The sequence below is a fragment of the Pseudomonas sp. NPDC096950 genome (assembly GCF_044762525.1).
Lineage (GTDB): Bacteria > Pseudomonadota > Gammaproteobacteria > Pseudomonadales > Pseudomonadaceae > Aquipseudomonas.
The window spans coordinates 24326-43679 of record NZ_JBIWEL010000020.1 but is presented as its reverse complement, the minus strand read 5'-3'; the positions used below and the strand labels follow the sequence as shown (position 1 = coordinate 43679).

Sequence of the window (19354 nt, the reverse complement as noted above, 5' to 3'; positions counted from 1 at the left end):
GGACCGGGAATGGATCAGCGTATTTCGCGTAGCGGTTTCTATGGCAAGGTCGCCAGCCATGGCGATTTCATCAGCCGGCGCTTGTCACCGGCCTTCCTGCACACCTGGGACCAATGGCTGCAGGAAGGCCTGACCAGCAGCCGCGAATGCCTCGGCGAGCAGTGGCAAGCGACCTATCTGTGCAGCCCGATCTGGCGCTTCGCCCTGGCCAGCGGCGTATGCGGCGAGCCGGCCTGGGCCGGGGTGTTGATGCCGAGTGTGGACCGGGTCGGGCGTTGTTTTCCGCTGACCCTGGCCTATGGCGGCCCGCCGGTGTCAGCGCTGGAGCGACTCCGCGAGGACGGCGATTGGTACGCAGAGCTGGAGGCGTTGGCATTGTCGACGCTGGAAGTGGAGTTTTGCCTGAGCGCGTTCGATAACGCGCTGCTCAGCTTGCGCGAACCGTCCCGTGGTACCTCACCGATGCTTGAGCGTAGCCGCACGACAAGCCCTGGTGAGTGTTGGCTGGAGTTGCCTGAAGGGCAGCGTTGGGAAGAATGGCTGCGGTCGCTGGAACTGAACGAATCCAGCGCTCGGGCGCTGTTCTGGACCGACGGTTCGCCGCAGCTTCCACCGTCCTTGCTGGTATGCAGCGGCTTGCCGGGCGAGCGGACCTTTGCCGGTATGCTCGGCGGTCGGCGGCCAAGGCCTTAACGTTCGCAGAGCACCAGCAGCACCGTGGCGTTGTCCCGGCCGCCGTAGTCGGCAGCCAGTTGAATCAAACCTTCACACACTGCAGCGATCGACTCGCTGCTGACCTGGCTCAGGCATTGGGCCAGTTCCTGGTGTGGCACACTGCCGTGCACGCCGTCACTGCAGAGCATCAGCACATCCCCCGGCTGCACTTGATGCAAGGCGATTTCCGGCTCGACCTTGCGCGATGGTCCGATGGCCTGCAGCAGCAGATTGCGTGACGGCAAACGGTCGAAATGCCCGGCGTCGAGGGCTTGCTGGTACCAGGTCTGGTCGCGGCTCAGTTGCAGCAATTCGCCGTTGCGGTAACGGTACAAGCGGCTGTCACCGACATGAAACAGAATCAGCGGGCCTTTCGGATCGCTGCGCCAGACCCCGGTCAGCGTGGTGCCCATACCTTGGCCGTCACTCATACGCCGCGCTTCGTTTTGTGCGTAAAGGCGCGCGTTGACCTGCTCGATCGCCGCTTGCAAGGTGCCGATAGCGCCTATGGCGGGCATCTGGCAAGTGGCGTCCGGGTCGGCACTGGCCGGGGGCGGCGTCGAGGGGTGGCTGAGGCATTCGTGCAAGGTGGCCAGGGCCATGGCGCTGGCCTGGGCGCCGGCTTTATGGCCACCCATACCGTCGGCCACCGCCAGCAACTGCAAATCGCTGTCCACCAGGAAATTGTCTTCGTTGTGCTGCCTGACTGGTCCGGTATCACTGAGACCGAAGGCCAGGGCAGTGGTCAGTCGATGGGGCCCGGATACGCCGAGTGGACAGTCGTTCATGGGGCATTTCCGTGGCTGTGCAAGAGACGCATGAATTCCGTGCGCATCGGCGGATCATTGATGTGTTCGGCCAGCAGCTCAAGGAACGCAGGCTTGCGGTCGGTGACGCGACTGGCGCGACTGACCACGATGCGCGCGATTGGCCCGATGAGTCGGGTCAGGTGCTGTTCGGCAAGAGCGGCAAACTGCGGGTCATAACCGCTGGCGCCGAGCTTGGCGGGTTCGGCCTGCGCCTGGATCAGGCTGTCGCTGCGCGACTGCTCGACGCTGGGCGGTGGCTCGATAAGGTTCAGGCGCTGGGCGAGGGCGGCGGTGGCCTGGCTGAATTGCTCGCGCCCGCGCTCGGAAGGGATGTGCGGCAGCAAGCCGATGCACAGCGCCTCGAAGTCGTCAGCGGCCACCAGGGTGCGCTTGACCAGCAGCCGCGCAAGGGGGCCGATCTGGTGCGAGAGCAACGCTTCCAGCTCTGGCCGCGCCTGATGTTTCCAAGGCGAAAGAGTGTCCAGCGCACCGCTGGCACTGGACTCTACGGAGCTCAATTGCGTGGTGCGGCTGGTGGCCGTTACCTGTCCGAAACCGTTTTGCCGTGGGCTGATCAACCGCGTGGCCTCATCGTCCGTGTCCTGCGGTGCCGGCAACTCGGCATCCATTGCTTGCAGCGCATCGAGAAATTGTTGCGCCGAGGTGTATCGATCGTCCGGGCGCTTGGCCAAGGCCTTGACGATCACCGCGTCGAGCAACGGGTCGAGGGTCGGGTTGAGGCTCGACGGTGGCAACGGCGTCTGGTTGAGGATCTGTTGCATGACCATGGTCGCCGAACCGGAAAACGGCCGCTCGCCGGTCAGCAATTGATAGAGCACGATACCGGCGGAAAACACGTCGGAACGGCCGTCGACCAAGGTGCCGCAAAATTGCTCCGGCGACATGTAACTCGGTGTTCCGATCATCGAGCCGGTTTGGGTCAGGTTCGAAGAGTCCAGGCGTGCCACGCCGAAATCCGCGACTTTGAGGTGCTGCTCGGCGGTGATCATGAGGTTTGCCGGTTTCACGTCCCGGTGCACTACGCCGCGAGAGTGCGCGTACTCCAGGGCTTGCAGCAGTTGGCGCATCCACCCCAGCGCGAGCGCCAGGCGTCGTGGCGGGTGCGTCTGCATTAAGGTGTTGAGCGGCGTGCCGTCGACAAACTCCATGGCGATGTAAGCCGCGCCGGCGTCTTCGCCGTAGTCGTAGACCGCGACAATATTCGGGTGGCTCAAGCGCCCAGCGGCCTGGGCTTCGTTCTTGAAACGGCCGATCAGTTGATCGTGCTGATCGTCGCCGAGCAGTTCCAGGCGAATGGTTTTCAGCGCTACCACCCGCGCAATGTGCGGGTCGAAGGCTTTGTACACGGTGCCCATGGCGCCTTTGCCGAGCACGCTGTCGATGCGGTATTTACCCAGTTGTTCAAGCATGACCGCGCTACTCTTCGAGCATTTTCATGGCGCTGACCAGGCTAGTTCGCATTCGCGCGAACGACTGCGCCAGGCGCGTCAATTCGTCGTTACCACGGGTGTCCATTTCCGGCACGTTGGTCTCGCCGAGGCTGACCCGGTCGGCGAGGTTCGACATCTGGCTCAGGCGCCGGGTGACAAACAGGTGGACCATCAGGTTCAGTGCGCAAAACAGGAAGGCGAAAATCCCCAGCAGCGACAGCATGTAGGTGCGCAGGAGCAGGTTGGCGCGTTCCAGCGGGACGGTCAGCGGCACCGAGACCATGCGTGCGCCGATGATTTCGTTGAGCTTCCAGCCGAAACCGTTCAACGGGCCGTAGCGGTCGACCACGGTTTTCGGCGCCATTTCCGGCGTGGTGTGGCAGGCCAGGCACGCCGGGTCGGTGATCTGGATAGGCTGCGCGACGAACAGCGACGGGCCACCACCATCGGTGCGTTCGCCGACCAATTCCTTGAGGTCAGGCTTGCCGCGCAACTGATTGACGATGTTGGCCTCCCACTCGGTGGCTTTGTCGCGTGGGTTGGTCGGGTTGAGCGTGGCTTCCTTGTACGAGTAGTCGGGGTAAGACTTGAGCAACTCGCGCAGGTGTTCGGTGGAAGCGAACGAGGGAATGGATTGCGGCAGAAATTCGAATTTCAAGCGGTTTTCCAGCAGCGGCACGATCTGCCCCGAGGTATAGACGCTGGCGGCAGACGCGGCACCCATGAGCATGCGCGCGTTGTCGAGAGACTCTTCGCGAGCGCTTTTTTGCAGCAGCCGGTAGGTGAACAGGCTGCTGGCGGCGAAGCCCACAATGACAACCGCCAGGAACACGATATTGAATTTGACAGCCAGCGACAGCTTCATCATCAGACTTCCTTAGGCCGCGGCAGGTTGGAAGAAACGGCACCTGCGGTTTTTTTCACTGCGGGGCCCTTGCTCTCGAAGCGATACAACTCGGTCTCCCATTCAAGAGAGCCGCCCATTTCGCGGATGACCGTCTTGCGAAACGTCGGGTTCGCCAGGCGCGGGGAGAAACGTGTGGCCAGGCCTGCGCGGTTCAAGCCTGGCGCGCGTAGCCATAGGGCGATGTCTTCGAAGTCGACGTCGCGGATTTTTTTGGGCGATACATTGGCGACAGATTTGCCGGACAGCAACACCAGGGGATCGAAAAATGCATTGGGCATTGCGCTGATAAACGAGCCTGGCGGACGCCCCGCGGGTTGTAGCGGCTCGTCACCCTTGCGTTGGCTGTACTGCTCGCGGCTGAGGACAGACTTGCGCCCGGCCTGGCCGCGTTTGTCCAGCTCTACCAGCGGTTGTGTGCCGCTCTCGACAAAAACTTCGACCAGGTTGTTGCCGACGTGTATCACGCTGGCACTACGACTGACGTCCAGGTGCAAAGTGCGGGTGTCGATGTCCAGGCTGTCGGCAGCGGTACTCGGCGCCGGTTGCACCTTGAGCCAGCCCTGGAGAATATGTAGGGTGGTCACCGCGCCATTGCAATAAATCTCGACGCGGGTTTCCGGGCCCAATGCCAGCGTGCTGGTGGCCAGTCCTTCGATCTGTGTGACGGACTGGTCGGACTCGATCAGGTCGCCGCTTTGCAGGCGTGTGCCGGAGCTGGCGCTGTAGAGCACCGTGGTGCGGATCAGTCGCAGCGGTTTCTCGGCGAACGTGATCACGCCCTGGCCGCTGGGAGCGGCCAGGAGGGAGGGCGCTTGCAACAATCCTGCGATCAGCAGGAACACGGAAAATTGCTTCACGGTATCGACCTTTTTGACACAGCCCATTGCGCGCAGTGCGCTTCGAAGTGGCGCCAGCCTAACGCTTCGGGGCGTCACGACAACGTCAATTATGTCTATGCCAAAAGGCTGATCTCATGGAACAAATTCATGGAATAAAGTCTCTGCCCCAGGTGTTATCTCCGTGCGTCGGCCTGCCCACGCACTTATCCGTGCGCACATGGCCTGCGAAGGGGTGGATGGCGCTGAAACATGCCTTGAAAGACGCTGGGAATAAAATCCAACAGCCATCCGTTCTTCTCCTCAATATGAACAGTTCACGCATTTTCTTAAGGTGGAACATGTACTGCTCTGGGCTTGAAACGTCGTTGCTCGAAACCTCCCGCCATTCGTCTGCATGGTCAGCCAGGTGTGCGCGAAGTCTTCGGCAAACATGCGCCGGGATCACGCTCGTGTGCTGAGGCAGATTACTGTCGCTGTGGCGCTTGTGCTCGGCGCGTGGGTGGCGGGCACTGTGTGCGCCTTCGCGGGTGTTGACGAAGCCGAGGCCTTAAGCGTGAGCGCCACCGGCGTGCAGATTTACGACTGCCACGCGGACTCATAGGGGCAACTGAGCTGGCAGTTTCGCGAGCCGTTGGCGACGCTGATCCATGATGGTAAACCATCGGCCGACATTTCGCGGGGCCGAACTGGCAATTGGACGACGGCAGCGAGATCGTTGTCGCGGTGCAAGAAAGTTCGGGTCAGCATACGCACCGGGATGTTCAATCCAGAAGAGGCCAAGTACGCCAACGGTGTGCTGGTTGAACTGCCATATCCGACTGACGATGTTCGATTGATGACCAAGGCTGCAGTGGAGGCTGTTGATCGCGTGTTCCGACCAGGATTCAAGTACAGCAAGGCTGAGGTACTCCTGCTCAACCCTTGCGAAAAAGGGGAGTACACCGATGACCTCTTTGCCGCATCACAACCAGTCTCTTCGGAGAAAGTCATGAGCGTGCTGGATTCCATCAATGAGCGGTGGGGCAGGGGGACACTGCGCTTGGCGAGTGTGCCAACCAATCTTGATTGGGGCATGCGCCGCGAGATGATGAGTCAGAGCTTCACAACGCGCGTCGATCAGTTATGGACTGTATATTGCAGGTGATCGTCTCTGGATCAGAAGGGGGTAGGAGATGTTGTTGCCTGTTACGAAGACATCATCTGTAAGGTGCGGGGAGCTGCTACCTATGAAGTGCTTGAGCATTTGACTGATGGATTCCCACATTTACTCTGCGTCTACTCAGTGAGTGGTTGTAATCTACCTTGATCCTCAGATATTGATAAGCGTCCGGCGAACTCACCTAGCTGTTACCAAAAACCTAGTGATTCTATAATGAAACACCTCTTTATCAGGATGATAACTGCCACTATGAGTAAGCGTAAAAAAAAAGACACTTCCGAAGGATTTCGATCAACTGCTGGAGCACGCTGCGTTTGCCGAGTTGATCGCAGTATTCGACGTGTGCGAGCTTGGCGCCACCGGTGGCTATAGCAAAAGCACCGCGCTTAGTTTTTATAATTGCCCCGATAATCTGGCTCGGTGGTTGGTGGAGCAGGGCGCTGACGTTGATGCCCGTGACCAGTATCAGCGAACGGCCTTGAATGGATCAGCCGGTTTGTTTTCTGTGGCCATGGGGCGTCTTATGCCGGGTCAAGCCCGGGCGGTAGAACGGGAACAGGAACCGGTTAAAATTCGTTGATTCTTATAAGGCGGCACTCATGACCTGCGTGATTTGCAATGAACCAGCAACGGCAATTGATGTGATCGATAGATGCCTGGAGATTACATGTTGCAAGTGCGGACACTATCGAATCACCGGTAGTGCAATTGCGTTCTTGGATAAGCATGGGTGGCGTTTTGATGTCGAGATTGCCCGGGCGTGGATCGAGGACCACCAAAGACCTGAGACGATTCCAATCAATGATTCTGAGGAGGCTGCCCGACTGATTGACGTTTAAGGGAGCGTCCTACGCCCGGGCGGAGGAGGTGTTAAAGGATCAGCTACAGTTGAGCAATAGGCCAATGGGGGCGGCGTGATGAAAGTTTGCGTATGTGAGATTTGCTGGCGAGAGGACGCAGAAGCCTTCGAGACTGATGTCGATGGTCTCGGAATATCGTGTGAGGACTGCGCGGACTATGTGATAACCCTGTATGTGCAGGAAAAGATGCTGCAGAAAAATCTGAAATTTAATATCGAATCCGCCCGGCTTTGGGTCCGGCTCCACAGTAAGCAGGGAGAGCCGCCGCCGATCATCACCTGGACGGTTGCTGGGAACATCTCGATTCACGAGTTCGATTGATACCCACATAGCACAAGCCGGGTAGCCGCTCTTCGCAGCTTATGGCCTCGCTGGCTGGCGTGATTCGTAAAAGTGGGGGATTCGCGTTCCGCCCGGCATGTATCAGGATCAAGGAGATGCAAATCATGACTAATCGCGAAGTCGCACTAGAGCAGGCGCTGGTTGCAATTCTTGGCGCGGCGATTGCCAGCGGGCTTGATCTAAAAATGCTAATGGATCGTGCGGTTTCGGATCTACGGGGCAATGCTTCTTGTTGCGGGGTTGGATACCCACATGCGTCGAACGCAATACTTGCGCTGTGCGACGCTCATTCGGAAGCGCTGACGAAGGTCTGAGCGCAATTGGTTAGGGCGGGGCAGTGGGCATTGCTTGCGCCGCAGTTCCAGCAGTCGTGCAGGTATCGCTGTTAGTCACTGATGAACCGTCCGCACCCATCACAGTTGAACACTTCTTTGCGCGGTTTCTTTGGATTCACTAGTTTGATGCCGATGCAGCGCAGGGCTTCCTTGTTCGAGACCATCCCGGCGTGAACCAGACGGCGGGCTTTGGCAGTTATGTACGCCGAGAAGTTGATAACTACGGGCAGCCAGCCCCACCACATGCCCGGCGCTGAAGGTCTTGGCCAACAGCAGGTTTGAAGTCTTACCGCCTTCGCGCGACATGAACACCAGATCGTTGTCATTCCATTCGCGGTGGTAGGCGGCGTAAAAGCGTGTTTCGCCTTCTGTAGCTGCGGCAGCGTCGTCAGGCATAACGTATTGGCAATCGACGCCGGTATGCGCCCGAGCATCGATGTACGACTTTGGCCAGGGCACATCGGTCTCGCGGCTTTTGTGCTGGCCGACTGCACTTGCCTGGGTGCGTACCTCGGCGCGATCCAGGTTCGTCGTGTAGCCACCGCCCAGCGCCCAGGAGATCAATCCGTCGTCTGTGTTGACGCGACGTCTTGTAAATAGAATTCGTCGTCCATGGTGTTCTCCAGTGCAGGCGCCGCCCTCCGTGACCGGATGCGACAAGGTATGAAAGTTGGTGAAGTGGCAGAGTGATAACCCTATGATTCGCTCTCACTCAAACAGGGCGCTCTACAGATGCGGTATCTGCTGGTGCCAACGATTTTTTTGCTAATCGCCGGCGGTTCTGGTCCGGGTATCATGCCGATGGGCCGAGACACCTACATGGTCGCGAAGGATGGCAGCTTTACTACCTTTAGCGGTAGTGCGGTAAAGGCTGAGCTATATCGAGAGGCAAATGCCTTTTGCGAGGGCAAGGGCAGGGGCAAGCAGCTGCTGCCGGTTAAAGATGAGTCCATAAACGAAGGTTAAGGCCGACATACTAATGCCGAGGTGCAGTTCCGTTGTCTTGACGCCATAGATCTGGAGTTGCGTCGTCCGACGATGAAGTCCGAGCCCAACATGAAAATCAAATTCGATTAAAGCCGCCCGTGATACCGGTGGTGGCGATTGGGATTGGGTTGGTACGGGTGATCAGTATGGAAGCGGGTCAAGGTGAGCTTTATGAGTGATCAAGCGCCGATCGATGTTTTGGAAGGCCTAATAGCAGCAGTGCGGAGGTCGAAAGAACTGAGAGCCTCTGCTTTCAGCTTATTGAGAAAAACTCGCAATTCCAGTGAAAGCGTCGTTTCATTCGGTAAATTATCGGTTGCAGCGATCGGAGCGGGCTATTCGTCGCGGCAGATGCGAAGCGATTCGCGCTGATACGCAAGGGTCAATTTTGCCGACACGTTTTCGGGTATCACGTATTCGTGTCGCGGCGGTTCAGGCAGAGGCAGGGCGCCGCCCGGACCAAGGCTGTGCAGGTGGTGAATCATCAACGTGATCGCCTCGCCCTATTCCTCGATGCCGCTCCAAGCCATTAACTCAGCGAGGGCTTGCCTCGTTCCGGCCATGCAGTGCAGTCGGATCTCTTGCTCGCCGCGAATTTTTCGCCTCGCCGCAGTCTTTGCTGATCGGTCTTTCGGTTCGGCAGCCATGGCCTCTCCAAGTCCGCTGGCCGGCAAGTCCAGCCATGTCCGCCGGCGTCGTGCGCTGGTCAGTTTGTGTATTCGTCTCACGCTGCGACCTTCACCTGATGCCAGGCGCCAGCGGCGTAGAACAACTTCGCGGCCTGCGCCTCTTCGAGCGATACCTCGGCGGGAACAGCAATCCACCCCGACGCCACCAGGTGGTTCGGGTTGCAGCTGTTTCGAAGCTTCAGATAGTAATGCTCGATCGCGTCGGTTACCGGAGTAGTCAGTCGAGCGGCGAGCATGTTTGAAGAACGAAGAAAAAAGGCGAAGGAGAGCTTTGTATGGCTTCTCGACCAACCCGAGATTCGAACGACCGGAGAAGATCAGTACGACGAGCTGCTGAAAATGGCGGATACGATGGACGAGGAGGGGCTGACCAGCTGTCTGGAATGACAACAGTTAGTCAAGGATGCAGGCCGTGTATTCACGCAATCTGCGGAGCGCACACGGGTCGCGGAGCAGAAACTAAAAAGCCCGCATGTGCGGGCCTGTGATCAACAATTAATTTCCGGTTTTAGCTGCCGCCTCCAGAACCGCCACCACTGCTATTGCCACCGCCTGCCGAGCCAGAAGCGCCAGTCTTCGACCCTTCGGGTGTCGGGCCATTATCGGTAGTTCCGCCATCCGCACCTTTAGGCAGCGACGCCGCATTTGGATCGGCGTTTGTAGTTTTGGGCGCAGGATCAAGAGTTTGGCTGGTGCCGTCAGTAGAAGTAGATTTGGGAGCGGTTTCGCCGGCGGCCGCCGCATAAAATGAAGTTGCAGACAACAGCCCGGCAAGCGCGAATATTGCGATTTGTGATTTCATGACTAAAGCCTTCCTTGTGAGTGGATGTAAAGCATTGGAAGGTGCAGTCGCGGGAAGGTGCTAAAGCTCAGACGAGCGGTAAGTGCCAAATAGCCTGACAGTTGTAAGCGGCTGGCAAACACACCCTGCGATGAAAGCGCATAGCTCGGTTGCCGGCGCACTTTGGCTACGACAGATGCCGGTTGCAGCGCCTCAAGTTCGGCTTCGATAACGGCGATATCCGTATCGATCAAGTCTTCGAGCAGGCAGGCTTGATCCGGGCTCAACTGCTTGCTGCGCTTGGCAAACTTGAAGCGTTTGAGCAGGGCGATCTCGTGGGTCAATTTTTCGTTGAGCCATCCAACATCTGGCTTCAATGCAAAGCCTGTAACTCGGGCTCATACAGGCAACCCCGAAAGGGCTATATCTTTGCCCAGGGTTTCCTGTCGGGTCTGATCGCCGGCATCTGCCTGGAGGCAGTTGAAGCGCTCGAAGACGACCATAAGCCACGAAACCACAACATATAAGCGCTTAAAGCCATCATCGCTGAACACCGGACACTGGTCCGCAAACTCCAAAGGACCACCGCATGATTCTTTTCCATTTCTACATCGGCTTCATGTTGCTGGTTGCCCTCTGGTGCTTTGAGGGGATTCGCCGGCTGTTGCGTCGGGAGCGGATTGCGCGGGGAGTAAGGTCGTGAGCAAAGCTGCACGTTTTGAACATTTTGAATTGACCATGGGGAAAGCGGCATGACCTATCGCGACGTGGTATCCGCAGCAGTTCGGGCGCTCGCCGTCGAAACCATCAACTCCGCTGGCGGTTGCGACTTCGAGCCGAAGGTGCAATGCGCGAAGTAAAAGGGCGAGATCGTCGGCAAGGAGAGGCTTTCTTGGTTGACTGCTGGAGTGCTGCGTAAGTCACTGTCTGCCGCGCACTGGCGGGCGCTGGTCGAGAAGTTTCCACGCACGACGAGCGCAAGGACGGCGCCATTCTGGAGCTGTTAAACTCGGTGAAGTCGCCGGCACTGAAACGGTTTCGCGAGTGCACGGTGCTGACCTGAGCAATTCCGCAAGTGTCCGGCACTTGGGGTAAGCGTTCATGCCGGTTGCGTGATACGACATCACTAACTGGGACAACGACGGCAAGCCGGAATCGGCCCGGTATCGGTGGCGCTCGAACATCCGCAAGGCGCTGGATTACCAGGAAAATGAGGGGCTTACCGCCGCCCAGGAACTGCTGGATATAGAGGGCCTGATCGAAAGCTGCGCGGCGTATCGAGCAGCCATTGCATTGAGTGAGAAAGTGATAGATTGAGAAAGTATTAATTCATCCTGTCGATCTTGCGCGTTAGGGATTGACACAGAAAGCCCAGCCAATCGCTGGGCTTTTTCGTTTCCGCCGTTCGTCCAGTGCTCGGCACTTGCGATGCGTCGTCGTCTCGAAAGTTTAAGCACGGACATCCCGCGCGTTAGACCGGAGAGCGAACATGGACATTAACGAAAATGCGCCTGGCAACATTTTTCAGAAGGGCGTAACGAGCAGTACGGACAACGAAACAGGCCATGATCCTAAGAAGCATAAGTCTGAAGCTCCGCTACCTGCTGATGACGAATCGCCTGTCGATGAAGAAATGCTGGACGTAGATGCCGTCAACTCGGTGTCTAGCGAGCATCCAGAAGCGGGAACGATCAGTCGCGACGATAACCCGGACGATGACACGCAGATGAATGATCAGGATGATAGTGACGCCCGCGGTGTACCCGCGAGCGATCCTGAATCCGGGGCCTGATCACGATCGAATCATTTCAATAGCCCGCCGAGCGCGGGTTTTTTATTCCTTAAAATCCACTGCAGCCAGGGCAGCCTCACGGAAGGCCTGGACACTGATAAGCCGGAAAGTGCAGTGCTACGACAAAACACCGGCAGCCCGCGCACCCAGATCTGACAGTGCTTTCTGGGTGGCGCGAGACTGAATCAGCGAGATCGATATAATAGGGTGTCGACGCTGGTGTGGCCTTTGGCGGACTGCGCGGGAAGACGCGCACACTTTCAGAGGCTACGCCGGTTAGCGAAGCCTCGACGGATGTAGGTGGTGACTAATTGCCGCTCCGCAGCTCAGCTCTTGCTTTATCCCAGGATCTTTTGCCTTCAAGGGTCTTAGCATCAGCCGCGGCTCGCGCAGTTTGAAACGCAAGGGCGTCTTCTGGTGAGTTGGCTACGTTGGGGAGAAGGTCGTAGGCGATGTCGTTGAGGCGATCTGCCTCGCGAAACAATTCGTTACTCAGGTCGGTCGCTGCGTGCCAGGTGGAAACGGTTATCGTGTTGCATTTCATGAGATCCGCTCGCTTGATTTAGTTGCGCCATATCGGTGTACAGGGCGCTTTTTTCTTTCTTCGTGTTCCATCGGGTATGGGCTACTTCCTGAGTAATAGCAACGAACGCCCGAGCAACGGTTATTCCAGTTGTACTTGGATAGTCAGTGCATGTCGGGGATAAAGCTACTCAGGCCGCCAACGTCTGCTATAACGTGCCTTATGACCGACTTGAGCTATTTTCAATTGTTGCGAACTGGTCGGTTTAGATGCTAATGACCCGGTGGTGTGTAAGCGGCGGGCTTAAAGGCCTCAGCTCCAGATAAACGCCATTGAACGTTCGTGATACCGAATCGCTCTGCGAGCGGCTTGCTGACTCTCCTGACTTTCTCTAGACCAAATTTTGGTATCCGGCCCACGCCGGCATCGCAGCTCGCCCAGTGCCACGCTTCAGCGTTGTTCATGACATCTGCCCGAATGATGAAAGACTTCGGTACACCATGTATCTCGTAATCGATCACGTAAAGTTTTGCCGAGGGCATGGTTGTTACTCCTTGTGAGGAGTTACTGAGTTCTGGCCTAGCTTTTAATTCCATAGATCTGATGAGCGTTGTGTAGGTTGTATGGAGCTAACACCTATTCATGCCTCGGCAATCGCCGGTTTTTTTTCGTTTTGGCGTCTTCCATGGATGACAGCGCGGACTCATAAAAACCCGCAGGGGATGGCTGCAACCCACTTACAACTCCTTGACGGGGAGGAACAGAGGGTGCCAAACATGCAGACAAACCTGACACCTGACACCTGACACCTGGCTCATTGTGCTCGCGTGGCTGAGTCAGCAAGCTCCGACGATATACGCTGGCGCGCTTTCATTCGTGGTGGGGGCATTGCGGATCATTTTTTGCGGAGGAACGCAGCGCCAAGCGCTGCTGGAAGCATCGCTGTGCACGCTGATTACGATTGAGTTGATACCGCTGCTCGAATACTTCGACTGCCTCAAAATTTCGCCACCGCTGCGGGGGTGTTTATCGGCTTCCTCGGTGTAAAAAAGATCGCCGATCTGGCTGACCGCTTTGCGGACTTCAAGCTTTATAGACGGGCTGAGTGAGCTTCCCCTCAAGGTGGAGCTCGTTCAAATGACGACAGTGAGTTTCAGCCAGCTCTGCGTGAGTGAAATTTTGCTTGATCCCCTGGCCGGTGCGTACGTCGACGACCCGATAGTAGAAACCGTTCAACACGCCATTGGCGGGCCTTTTTTGCACGATGAAGTTTTCCGCCATGAGTGTGCTCCCCGCGTGGTCAATCCATTCACCTTAATTGGTGTTCGGGGATTTTCAAGCGAGATGGATGAATGGCCTCCTGTTTGTTAATCCCGGTGTCGCGACACGTTTTGCGAAATCAATTTGTGTCGCAACGTGCGACGAGGGAATCACCATGGCTTGGACTACCAACTCCTCCAAAGCGGTCTCCACTCTCGGCTGGATCGTCATCGCGATCATTGTCCTCGGCGTGATTGTATTCAGTTTCGTGTGATGGCATTGCCAACGTAACCCGCCTGCATCCCGCGTTAACGCTGAGTCCCGCCATCAACCAGGCGGTGACTAAGCTGGATAGCGCGAATGACGCAGCCAAGGCTGCAGGCCTGCCTCAAGGGTTTGTCTTATCACTCCTGCACGGGCACGCCCAGATGAAGACCACCATCATGGTGAGATGCATGACGATAAAGGTTCTGGAATTCAAGCGGGAGGATTGGCGCGACGCGGCCAAGACCCTGCGCAAGATCGCTGACGATCTTGAAGCCGGCGAGCATCCGGAATGCATCCTAGGCGCCTTGACCCTGCTTGGCCCCAAGGGCGAGGTAAGGTATTCGGCCTTGGTCCGAAGTGCGACGATCTGCAATGCTTGGGTGCAATGCGCTTGGAAGAGCAGAAGCTGATTGATGTGCTGCTGGAAGGTGGGGAGGGGTAAAAGTGCTGTAGGTGAGTGCGGCACTGATTACTCTATCGGCCGTTTCTTTTATCCCATTCTTCTTGGGCTTCACTGCGGCTTATAAAACAATCGGGAAGCCTTTTGTCTTCGTGTCTGTCCAGGATGAGAAATCCGCGTGTCGGGAGATTATCCCTCTGTGCGTTCACTTTATTCATGTTAGGTAGAAATGGCCGTGCATTAACGACCATGAATCGGTCCAACATTTCAATATCCCTCGAAAATGTGGTTTAGCCGCAATCGATTATTTATAGCACTTTAAAACGACGAGAAACTCAATGGCAACCAAGCAACCCGACCGGGAGCGCATTGAACAGCTCTTCCGGGCCGGTTTGCTCTCGGTGCGCGAGATCGCATCAGCGAGTGGTGTATCCCACACCGCAATCAAGGAACGGTCAAAGGCTAAAGGCTGGGAGCGAGACCTCGAAGCGAAGGTCGATTCGCTGGTTTCCTAACGCGAGGTTTCCAGCAAGGTTTCCACGGATACGTTGGCAACCGAGCGTGGAATCTTAGAGGCGAATGCTAAGGTCATTGCTGACTTCTGGTTCGTTCGCCAGGTCGGTGAAGAGTTTCACGTCATCGATTGCTATGAACTCAGGCGAAGGCCTGCGACATTACATGAAGGTGCTCAAGGACAAAAGTTACACCTATTCCGAGCACTGGGGGACGCACGACATCGATAACCGTGAGTTCGGCAGCGATGCCAAGACCCGCCGCGAGCTGGACCGTGAAGGGTACGACATCGACGGGCAGAAGTACTCCATGGCGCTTCGGGTCGTCCCCCATCTCGGCATCAATGACGGCATCGAGCAGGCTCGCTAGATACCGCCGAAATGCGTGTTCGATGAAACCAAGTGCGAGAAGGGCATCGCCTCTCTCGAGAACTACCGCAAGGAATGGGACGACAAGTGCGGCTACCAGCGGCGCCACGCACTACTACGCCACCAGCATCAAGGCGCCAGCCTCGGCGGCGAAGGCGAAGCAGACATTGAAGCTGGGTGGCCACGTAATCTTCAAGGTTGTGCCGTGAGCCCGGCGGCGTGGAGAGTTGCCACCGTGCCGGCGCTCATACTGTTGGAGGCCGTTGGCGCATGGACGGTGCAGGGCTGGCGCTACACCGCGCAACTTTCCGCGCTAGCCCGATCCCACACTGACACCCTGAACCAGATCGCCATGGCCGGCGCCACGGCCCAGAAGTCCGAGCAGGACAAACGACTTGTGCTCGAGCAGCGCTTGTCGGCCAGCGACCAAGCCCACCACAAGGAACTGAGCGATGCTCAAATCAATCAGGCTCACCTGCGCGATCGCCTTGCCACTTCTGATCTGCGGCTGTCAGTCGTCCTTGCTCAGGGTTCAACCGGTGGCTTTTCAGTGCCTGCCACCTCCGGCGCCGGCAGCATGGTTCATGGAGCCGTTCGAGCCGACCTTGATCCAGCGCATGCTCAAAGAATTATCGCCATCACCGATGAACGTAGCCGGGCGGTGATTGCGCTGAAGGCGTGCCAGGCGTACATCAGAGAGATCTTACGCTGAACGACCTTCGGGTATTCTTGTCGATGATCCGGAGGTGCATCAGCTGATGCACTTCATTGAGCTGATAAGACCCTATGAACAAGCAATTGGCTGGCCTTTCGTTTCTGCTGATTCTCACATGGGTGATTGTCGTAATATGTGTGATGTATTGGATGTCGCAGTGAAGGTGACGCTCGAAGTAAACCTTTAGGTCCATAGGAGAAGAGAAGCGTGTGGAAGGAATATCTTCTCCTTGGAGCGACGTTTGTTCTAGGCGTCCTTGTATGTGGGCTGGCAGTGAGCCTCGTCATTTTTTTCTCCTGTCTGAACTAGTTTCATGAGCCGTGAGAGCCTTTCATCCGTCTTGCCGATCCGCGCATTTTAGCCAGCAGTAGTCAACCACTCAGCTTTTGCAATCAATTTGCTAGGCGCAATTTGTCTACGCTCTGATTTACCGGAAATCATTTCGGAAAATACAAGGAAGGTGTGGCATGACTTCAATAAAGTTTGGCGCTTCCATTCTATTGCTCTGTTTAGCCGGTTGCACAACGAACGGCGGCTATAACCCACCGCCAGTGCCTGGCTCAGCTGTAACGTTGGACGATGAGCAAATTCACAGCTCTTTGGTGGGCAAGCAGTTGTACGGGACGTACGCTAGAGGGAAGTCATCCCTATTCAATCAATTTTTCTTCGGATGGAACAGACGTTTTCCAGATGGCAGCTTCACCACCCGAAACGGAGCATTGGACACTCAACCAGGGTGTTGTTTGCGTCATCCCTAATAATTATCCCAAGGAATGCAGCCTGGTGAAGATGGCAAACAATGAATACTGGTTTGTTGATCCCGTGAGCGGAAAAATCAACGGACATTTGAATTCCCATCCCTGAGATGGTGCTACAGGGTCGGCGGAGCTAAGTCGACCCGTTGGTCCGCCAGTGTTAGAACTGCTTATATCTACCCAGTCGCGCTGTGTGCGCTGTTTTTTCCAAATAATGGCTCGAAGTAAAAACGAGTTCTGATTGTAATTCACTCCGGCGCCATCATGACCGCGAGCATCAGCTTGATGAATTCTTCGTTTTTGTCGAGGGTGTCCAGGGCGCCACGCACGTTGTCGGTAATTTCTGCTTTGCCATTGGCCTCAACCCAATTCGTCAGTTCCATGATTGCGGCCTCAAGGGCCAGCTGGTTTTCGTTGAGCTTGTAGAGTAGGCAAGGGAGAAGGTCAGAATGTGACATCGCGAATCCTCTGTTGTGAGGTCGAGCGTAGCAGAGGGAGTTAGGGTCGGCAGAACGCCTGAGAAGAGCGCACAAAACCATCTCTGAACGGATTGTATTTAGGTGGCCACTTGCCGTGAACCCACCGCCAGAAGTGCTTGAGCCTCCGACCACGTTGATCACGATATCGACACCGCTCCAGCTCAACGACAGTCTGTGCGAGTTGAGCCACGCCTTGTGCCGACGTCAAATTGGCACCGATGTAGGTGACGCCATTCACTTGCGTCACTGACACGTCGCGCGCCGATGTCGCCACCTGGACACCACCCTCTACGAGGTCCTTAACAACTGCAGCGCCAAGGCCCATCGTGCCGCCGGTGACGACTGTGCGAAGGCCGTTGAGTTGAAGGTCGAGGCTCATACCGTGATCTCCAGAGAAGTGATTAGGCCGCGTTGAAGACGGGAGCGGTACGACAGAACGATCGGGCTGCCAGGGAAATTGCCGGTGACGTTGGCGCGGATGTGTTGGAATCCGTACTCTCGCTCAATGGCATAGGGCACGCTCGTCGCGCTGTACTTGTTCGATGCCTCGGCCATGAACGACTCGATGGCATTGATACCCGTATAGGTGTGACCGGCGTCCTTTAAGACGGCTTGCTCTTGGCGCTGGTGCGATTTTGACCCAGGCTGCTGATTTTGACTGACCCACATGCTGTCTTTGAAATTGCCCGCAAGATCATCATTTTTTGAGCGCTCGGGTGGGTCAATGAGTTCCGGTAGCCTGGGGTCAAAATCGCATCAGCGCCAACAGCCTGCATCTTCCGCCCCGAATTGATCCGCGTAACGCTATTCGGTGGTCTGTTGGGGCTGGGTGCTCACGGTGGTTACCACGCGGTGATGACCTGGCTGCCAACGTTCCTCAAGACTGAGCGCAATATGTCCGTACTCAACTCTGGTGGCTACCGCGCGGTGATCATCTTTGCGTTCTGGTGTGGGTGTGTAGTCAGCGGCTTTTTGATCGACCGTATTGGCCGGCGCAGAAATATCGTGCTGTTCGCGCTTTACTGTGTCGTCACTGTGCAGAGTTATGTGTTCCTGCCGCTGACCAATACCCAGATGCTGTTTCTGGGGTTCCCGCTCGGCTTTTTCGCGGTCGGTATTCCCGCGAGCCTTGGCGCACTGTTCAACGAGCTGTACCCGGCGGATGTACGCGGTGCCGATGTGGGCTTCTGCTACAACTTTGGCCGAGTGCTTTCAGCGGTGTTCCCGTTCCTGGTGGGTCACATGAGCGACTCTATGTCCCTTGGGTCTGCGATTGGTATCGACGCGGGGATTGCCTATGGCGTGTAGGTGATCGCCGCACTTTGTCTGCCGGAAACCCATGGACGCAGCCTCGACGCTTCCAGTGCATCGGTGCCAGCAACGATCAACGGCAACGAGAGTGCGCGGGCTTGATGCTCTTTACCTTCTATAGAAGAACGTTATGACTGACACCTGTTCTACGCCGATCATCGGCATCGACTCCCATGCTCATGTCTTTATCCGTGCTCTAAATCCAGTCGGTGCACCGCGCTACACCCCTAATTACGACGTTACGCTTGAGCAGTATCTGACGCAATTGCACACTCATGGTCTGAGTCATGGCGTATTGGTGCAACCGAGCTTTCTTGGCACCGACAACAGCTACTTGCTGGCGGCGTTGAGGCAAGCGCCGGATCAGTTGCGAGGCGTGGTAGTGGTGGAACCGGGCGTCAGTCGTGCCATGTTGAATGACATGGATCACCTGGGCGTGGTCGGCATTCGCTTGGACCTGATGGGTAAGGCGTTACCTGATTTTCGTAACAGCGCCTGGAGAAAGTTTTTCAGCCACATCGCTGATCTTGACTGGCATGTCGAGTTGCATCGGGAGGTAAAGGATCTACCGGGACTGATCCATCAATTGCCGCCATTCGGTTTGAAATTGGTGATTGATCACTTTGGTCGGCCGGATGCCAATTCGGGCGTCGATCAGCCCAGGTTTTGCGAGTTACTGGAGTTGGGATCAAAGGGTTCGATCTGGGTGAAGGTATCGAGAATCTATCGTTTGGGAGGTACGCCGCAACAGAACATAAATTTCGCTCGAATGGCGTTACCGCTGCTGGAACAAAGTTTCAGCCTTCGTCAGTTGATGTGGGGCACCGACTGGCCACATACGCAGCATGAGCAAAGCATCGGTCAGCACCATAGTCGATCAGTTGCAAGCCCTGGAGTATTCGGCGCAGGTTAGCTATTCGTTGCTGGTTCAAGTTCCTCGAATGTTATTCGGTTTTGCAAAAGTCGAAAGCTAAGACTTAGGGTTCCCGTTTCGATAGGGTGTTCACAGATGTTGGTATGCCTGGCATGAGCAGGATTGAGCTAGGTAAAAAGCTCCGGGACTGCATCCGCAGGCTCCAGTCGTTCTCACATCTAGCT

22 protein-coding genes and 10 pseudogenes are annotated in these 19354 nt (G+C 56.6%); 18 read left to right on the top strand and 14 right to left on the bottom strand.

Going from position 1 to position 19354, the window contains the following annotated elements; all coding sequences use genetic code 11:
• The first annotated feature begins 9 nt into the window (after positions 1–9).
• Positions 10–693: a type VI secretion system-associated protein TagF gene (gene tagF, locus ACIQY3_RS25295; protein ID WP_403025127.1), complete on the top strand. Its 684-nt coding sequence runs from the start codon at positions 10–12 to the stop codon at positions 691–693.
• On the opposite strand, the gene ACIQY3_RS25290 is transcribed toward tagF, so the two are convergent.
• From ACIQY3_RS25290 to ACIQY3_RS25275, 4 genes are read right to left on the bottom strand one after another with little or no spacing between them, the layout of a single operon-like run.
• Positions 690–1502, bottom strand: a complete 813-nt coding sequence (locus ACIQY3_RS25290) for a PP2C family protein-serine/threonine phosphatase (RefSeq protein WP_403025125.1) — start codon at positions 1500–1502, stop codon at positions 690–692. The two genes, tagF and ACIQY3_RS25290, sit on opposite strands and share 4 nt — an antisense overlap.
• Complete coding sequence (locus ACIQY3_RS25285; RefSeq protein ID WP_403025122.1) at positions 1499–2953, bottom strand: serine/threonine-protein kinase; 1455 nt, start codon at positions 2951–2953, stop codon at positions 1499–1501. Before ACIQY3_RS25285 ends, ACIQY3_RS25290 begins: the two co-directional genes overlap by 4 nt.
• 7 nt (positions 2954–2960) lie before the next feature.
• Positions 2961–3842 carry a DUF3365 domain-containing protein gene (locus tag ACIQY3_RS25280; protein ID WP_403025119.1) on the bottom strand — a complete coding sequence of 294 codons (882 nt, stop codon included), beginning with the start codon at positions 3840–3842 and terminating at the stop codon, positions 2961–2963.
• Entirely contained in the window at positions 3842–4738 is an 897-nt protein-coding gene (locus ACIQY3_RS25275; protein WP_403025116.1) for a hypothetical protein, read from the bottom strand. The genes ACIQY3_RS25280 and ACIQY3_RS25275 overlap by 1 nt, the downstream gene beginning before the upstream one ends.
• A 700-nt stretch (positions 4739–5438) precedes the next feature.
• On the opposite strand from ACIQY3_RS25275, the pseudogene ACIQY3_RS25270 reads away from it, so the two are divergent.
• Both ACIQY3_RS25270 and ACIQY3_RS25265 read left to right on the top strand, forming a co-directional pair.
• A pseudogene (locus tag ACIQY3_RS25270) lies at positions 5439–5864 on the top strand (DUF4113 domain-containing protein); the annotation flags it as partial.
• A 1321-nt stretch (positions 5865–7185) separates the two neighbouring features.
• The gene (locus ACIQY3_RS25265; RefSeq protein WP_403025113.1) at positions 7186–7395 is read left to right on the top strand and encodes a hypothetical protein; all 210 of its coding nucleotides are present in this window, start codon (positions 7186–7188) and stop codon (positions 7393–7395) included.
• 99 nt (positions 7396–7494) lie between these two features.
• Here ACIQY3_RS25265 and ACIQY3_RS25260 read toward each other — a convergent pair whose 3' ends face one another.
• On the bottom strand, positions 7495–7980 hold the full coding sequence (locus ACIQY3_RS25260; protein WP_403025110.1) for a hypothetical protein: 486 nt from the start codon (positions 7978–7980) through the stop codon (positions 7495–7497).
• Between the two features lie 168 nt (positions 7981–8148).
• Between ACIQY3_RS25260 and ACIQY3_RS25255 the strand changes: the two genes are divergently transcribed.
• Positions 8149–8382 carry a hypothetical protein gene (locus ACIQY3_RS25255; RefSeq protein ID WP_403025107.1) on the top strand — a complete coding sequence of 78 codons (234 nt, stop codon included), beginning with the start codon at positions 8149–8151 and terminating at the stop codon, positions 8380–8382.
• 192 nt (positions 8383–8574) lie between these two features.
• Positions 8575–8775 carry a hypothetical protein gene (locus ACIQY3_RS25250; RefSeq protein ID WP_403025373.1) on the top strand — a complete coding sequence of 67 codons (201 nt, stop codon included), beginning with the start codon at positions 8575–8577 and terminating at the stop codon, positions 8773–8775.
• Here the strand turns inward: ACIQY3_RS25250 and ACIQY3_RS25245 are convergent.
• Both ACIQY3_RS25245 and ACIQY3_RS25240 read right to left on the bottom strand, forming a co-directional pair.
• Positions 8739–9050, bottom strand: a pseudogene (locus ACIQY3_RS25245) (hypothetical protein). The gene ACIQY3_RS25250 and the pseudogene ACIQY3_RS25245 overlap by 37 nt on opposite strands.
• Positions 9051–9127: 77 nt before the next feature.
• Positions 9128–9328 (bottom strand): hypothetical protein, encoded by a 201-nt coding sequence (locus tag ACIQY3_RS25240; protein WP_403025370.1) that lies wholly within the window; start codon positions 9326–9328, stop codon positions 9128–9130.
• Here ACIQY3_RS25240 and ACIQY3_RS25235 point away from each other — a divergent pair.
• The gene (locus ACIQY3_RS25235) at positions 9327–9479 is read left to right on the top strand and encodes a hypothetical protein (RefSeq protein WP_403025104.1); all 153 of its coding nucleotides are present in this window, start codon (positions 9327–9329) and stop codon (positions 9477–9479) included. The genes ACIQY3_RS25240 and ACIQY3_RS25235 overlap by 2 nt on opposite strands.
• 121 nt (positions 9480–9600) lie before the next feature.
• On the opposite strand, the gene ACIQY3_RS25230 is transcribed toward ACIQY3_RS25235, so the two are convergent.
• Positions 9601–9894, bottom strand: coding sequence for a hypothetical protein (locus ACIQY3_RS25230; RefSeq protein WP_403025101.1), 294 nt, complete (start codon positions 9892–9894; stop codon positions 9601–9603).
• A 146-nt stretch (positions 9895–10040) separates the two neighbouring features.
• Positions 10041–10223: pseudogene (locus ACIQY3_RS25225) on the bottom strand (transposase); the annotation flags it as partial.
• A gap of 402 nt (positions 10224–10625) precedes the next feature.
• Between ACIQY3_RS25225 and ACIQY3_RS25220 the strand changes: the two are divergent.
• Both ACIQY3_RS25220 and ACIQY3_RS25215 read left to right on the top strand, forming a co-directional pair.
• Positions 10626–11190 (top strand): annotated as a pseudogene (locus ACIQY3_RS25220) (hypothetical protein).
• 172 nt (positions 11191–11362) lie between these two features.
• Positions 11363–11665 carry a hypothetical protein gene (locus ACIQY3_RS25215; protein WP_403025098.1) on the top strand — a complete coding sequence of 101 codons (303 nt, stop codon included), beginning with the start codon at positions 11363–11365 and terminating at the stop codon, positions 11663–11665.
• Between the two features lie 307 nt (positions 11666–11972).
• Here the strand turns inward: ACIQY3_RS25215 and ACIQY3_RS25210 are convergent, their stop codons facing one another.
• Together ACIQY3_RS25210 and ACIQY3_RS25205 are read right to left on the bottom strand one after the other, a co-directional pair.
• Positions 11973–12209 carry a hypothetical protein gene (locus tag ACIQY3_RS25210; protein ID WP_403025096.1) on the bottom strand — a complete coding sequence of 79 codons (237 nt, stop codon included), beginning with the start codon at positions 12207–12209 and terminating at the stop codon, positions 11973–11975.
• Positions 12210–12460: 251 nt separating this feature from the next.
• Positions 12461–12730 carry a DUF6555 family protein gene (locus ACIQY3_RS25205; RefSeq protein WP_403025093.1) on the bottom strand — a complete coding sequence of 90 codons (270 nt, stop codon included), beginning with the start codon at positions 12728–12730 and terminating at the stop codon, positions 12461–12463.
• Between the two features lie 253 nt (positions 12731–12983).
• Here ACIQY3_RS25205 and ACIQY3_RS25200 point away from each other — a divergent pair.
• The 8 genes and pseudogenes from ACIQY3_RS25200 to ACIQY3_RS25165 all read left to right on the top strand — a co-directional run bounded on the left by ACIQY3_RS25200 (position 12984) and on the right by ACIQY3_RS25165 (position 16575).
• Positions 12984–13297, top strand: a pseudogene (locus ACIQY3_RS25200) (phage holin, lambda family).
• A 28-nt stretch (positions 13298–13325) separates the two neighbouring features.
• On the top strand, positions 13326–13559 hold the full coding sequence (locus ACIQY3_RS25195) for a hypothetical protein (protein WP_403025090.1): 234 nt from the start codon (positions 13326–13328) through the stop codon (positions 13557–13559).
• A gap of 344 nt (positions 13560–13903) precedes the next feature.
• Positions 13904–14157 (top strand): annotated as a pseudogene (locus ACIQY3_RS25190) (hypothetical protein).
• A 296-nt stretch (positions 14158–14453) separates the two neighbouring features.
• Positions 14454–14630, top strand: coding sequence for a hypothetical protein (locus ACIQY3_RS25185; RefSeq protein WP_403025087.1), 177 nt, complete (start codon positions 14454–14456; stop codon positions 14628–14630).
• An 87-nt stretch (positions 14631–14717) separates the two neighbouring features.
• A pseudogene (locus ACIQY3_RS25180) lies at positions 14718–15090 on the top strand (terminase); the annotation flags it as partial.
• Between the two features lies 1 nt (position 15091).
• Positions 15092–15205: pseudogene (locus ACIQY3_RS25175) on the top strand (cell wall hydrolase); the annotation flags it as partial.
• Positions 15206–15348: 143 nt separating this feature from the next.
• The gene (locus tag ACIQY3_RS25170) at positions 15349–15708 is read left to right on the top strand and encodes a lysis system i-spanin subunit Rz (RefSeq protein ID WP_403025347.1); all 360 of its coding nucleotides are present in this window, start codon (positions 15349–15351) and stop codon (positions 15706–15708) included.
• 582 nt (positions 15709–16290) lie between these two features.
• Positions 16291–16575: a hypothetical protein gene (locus ACIQY3_RS25165; protein ID WP_403025084.1), complete on the top strand. Its 285-nt coding sequence runs from the start codon at positions 16291–16293 to the stop codon at positions 16573–16575.
• Between the two features lie 139 nt (positions 16576–16714).
• Here ACIQY3_RS25165 and ACIQY3_RS25160 read toward each other — a convergent pair whose 3' ends face one another.
• From ACIQY3_RS25160 to ACIQY3_RS25150, 3 genes are read right to left on the bottom strand one after another with little or no spacing between them, the layout of a single operon-like run.
• Entirely contained in the window at positions 16715–16924 is a 210-nt protein-coding gene (locus ACIQY3_RS25160; RefSeq protein ID WP_403025081.1) for a hypothetical protein, read from the bottom strand.
• 40 nt (positions 16925–16964) lie between these two features.
• Entirely contained in the window at positions 16965–17324 is a 360-nt protein-coding gene (locus tag ACIQY3_RS25155; protein ID WP_403025078.1) for a hypothetical protein, read from the bottom strand.
• Positions 17321–17614, bottom strand: coding sequence for a nuclear transport factor 2 family protein (locus tag ACIQY3_RS25150; protein WP_403025075.1), 294 nt, complete (start codon positions 17612–17614; stop codon positions 17321–17323). Before ACIQY3_RS25150 ends, ACIQY3_RS25155 begins: the two co-directional genes overlap by 4 nt.
• A gap of 99 nt (positions 17615–17713) precedes the next feature.
• Between ACIQY3_RS25150 and ACIQY3_RS25145 the strand changes: the two are divergent.
• Positions 17714–18358: pseudogene (locus tag ACIQY3_RS25145) on the top strand (MFS transporter); the annotation flags it as partial.
• Positions 18359–18386: 28 nt separating this feature from the next.
• Positions 18387–19230: pseudogene (locus tag ACIQY3_RS25140) on the top strand (amidohydrolase family protein).
• The last annotated feature ends 124 nt before the right edge of the window (positions 19231–19354 follow it).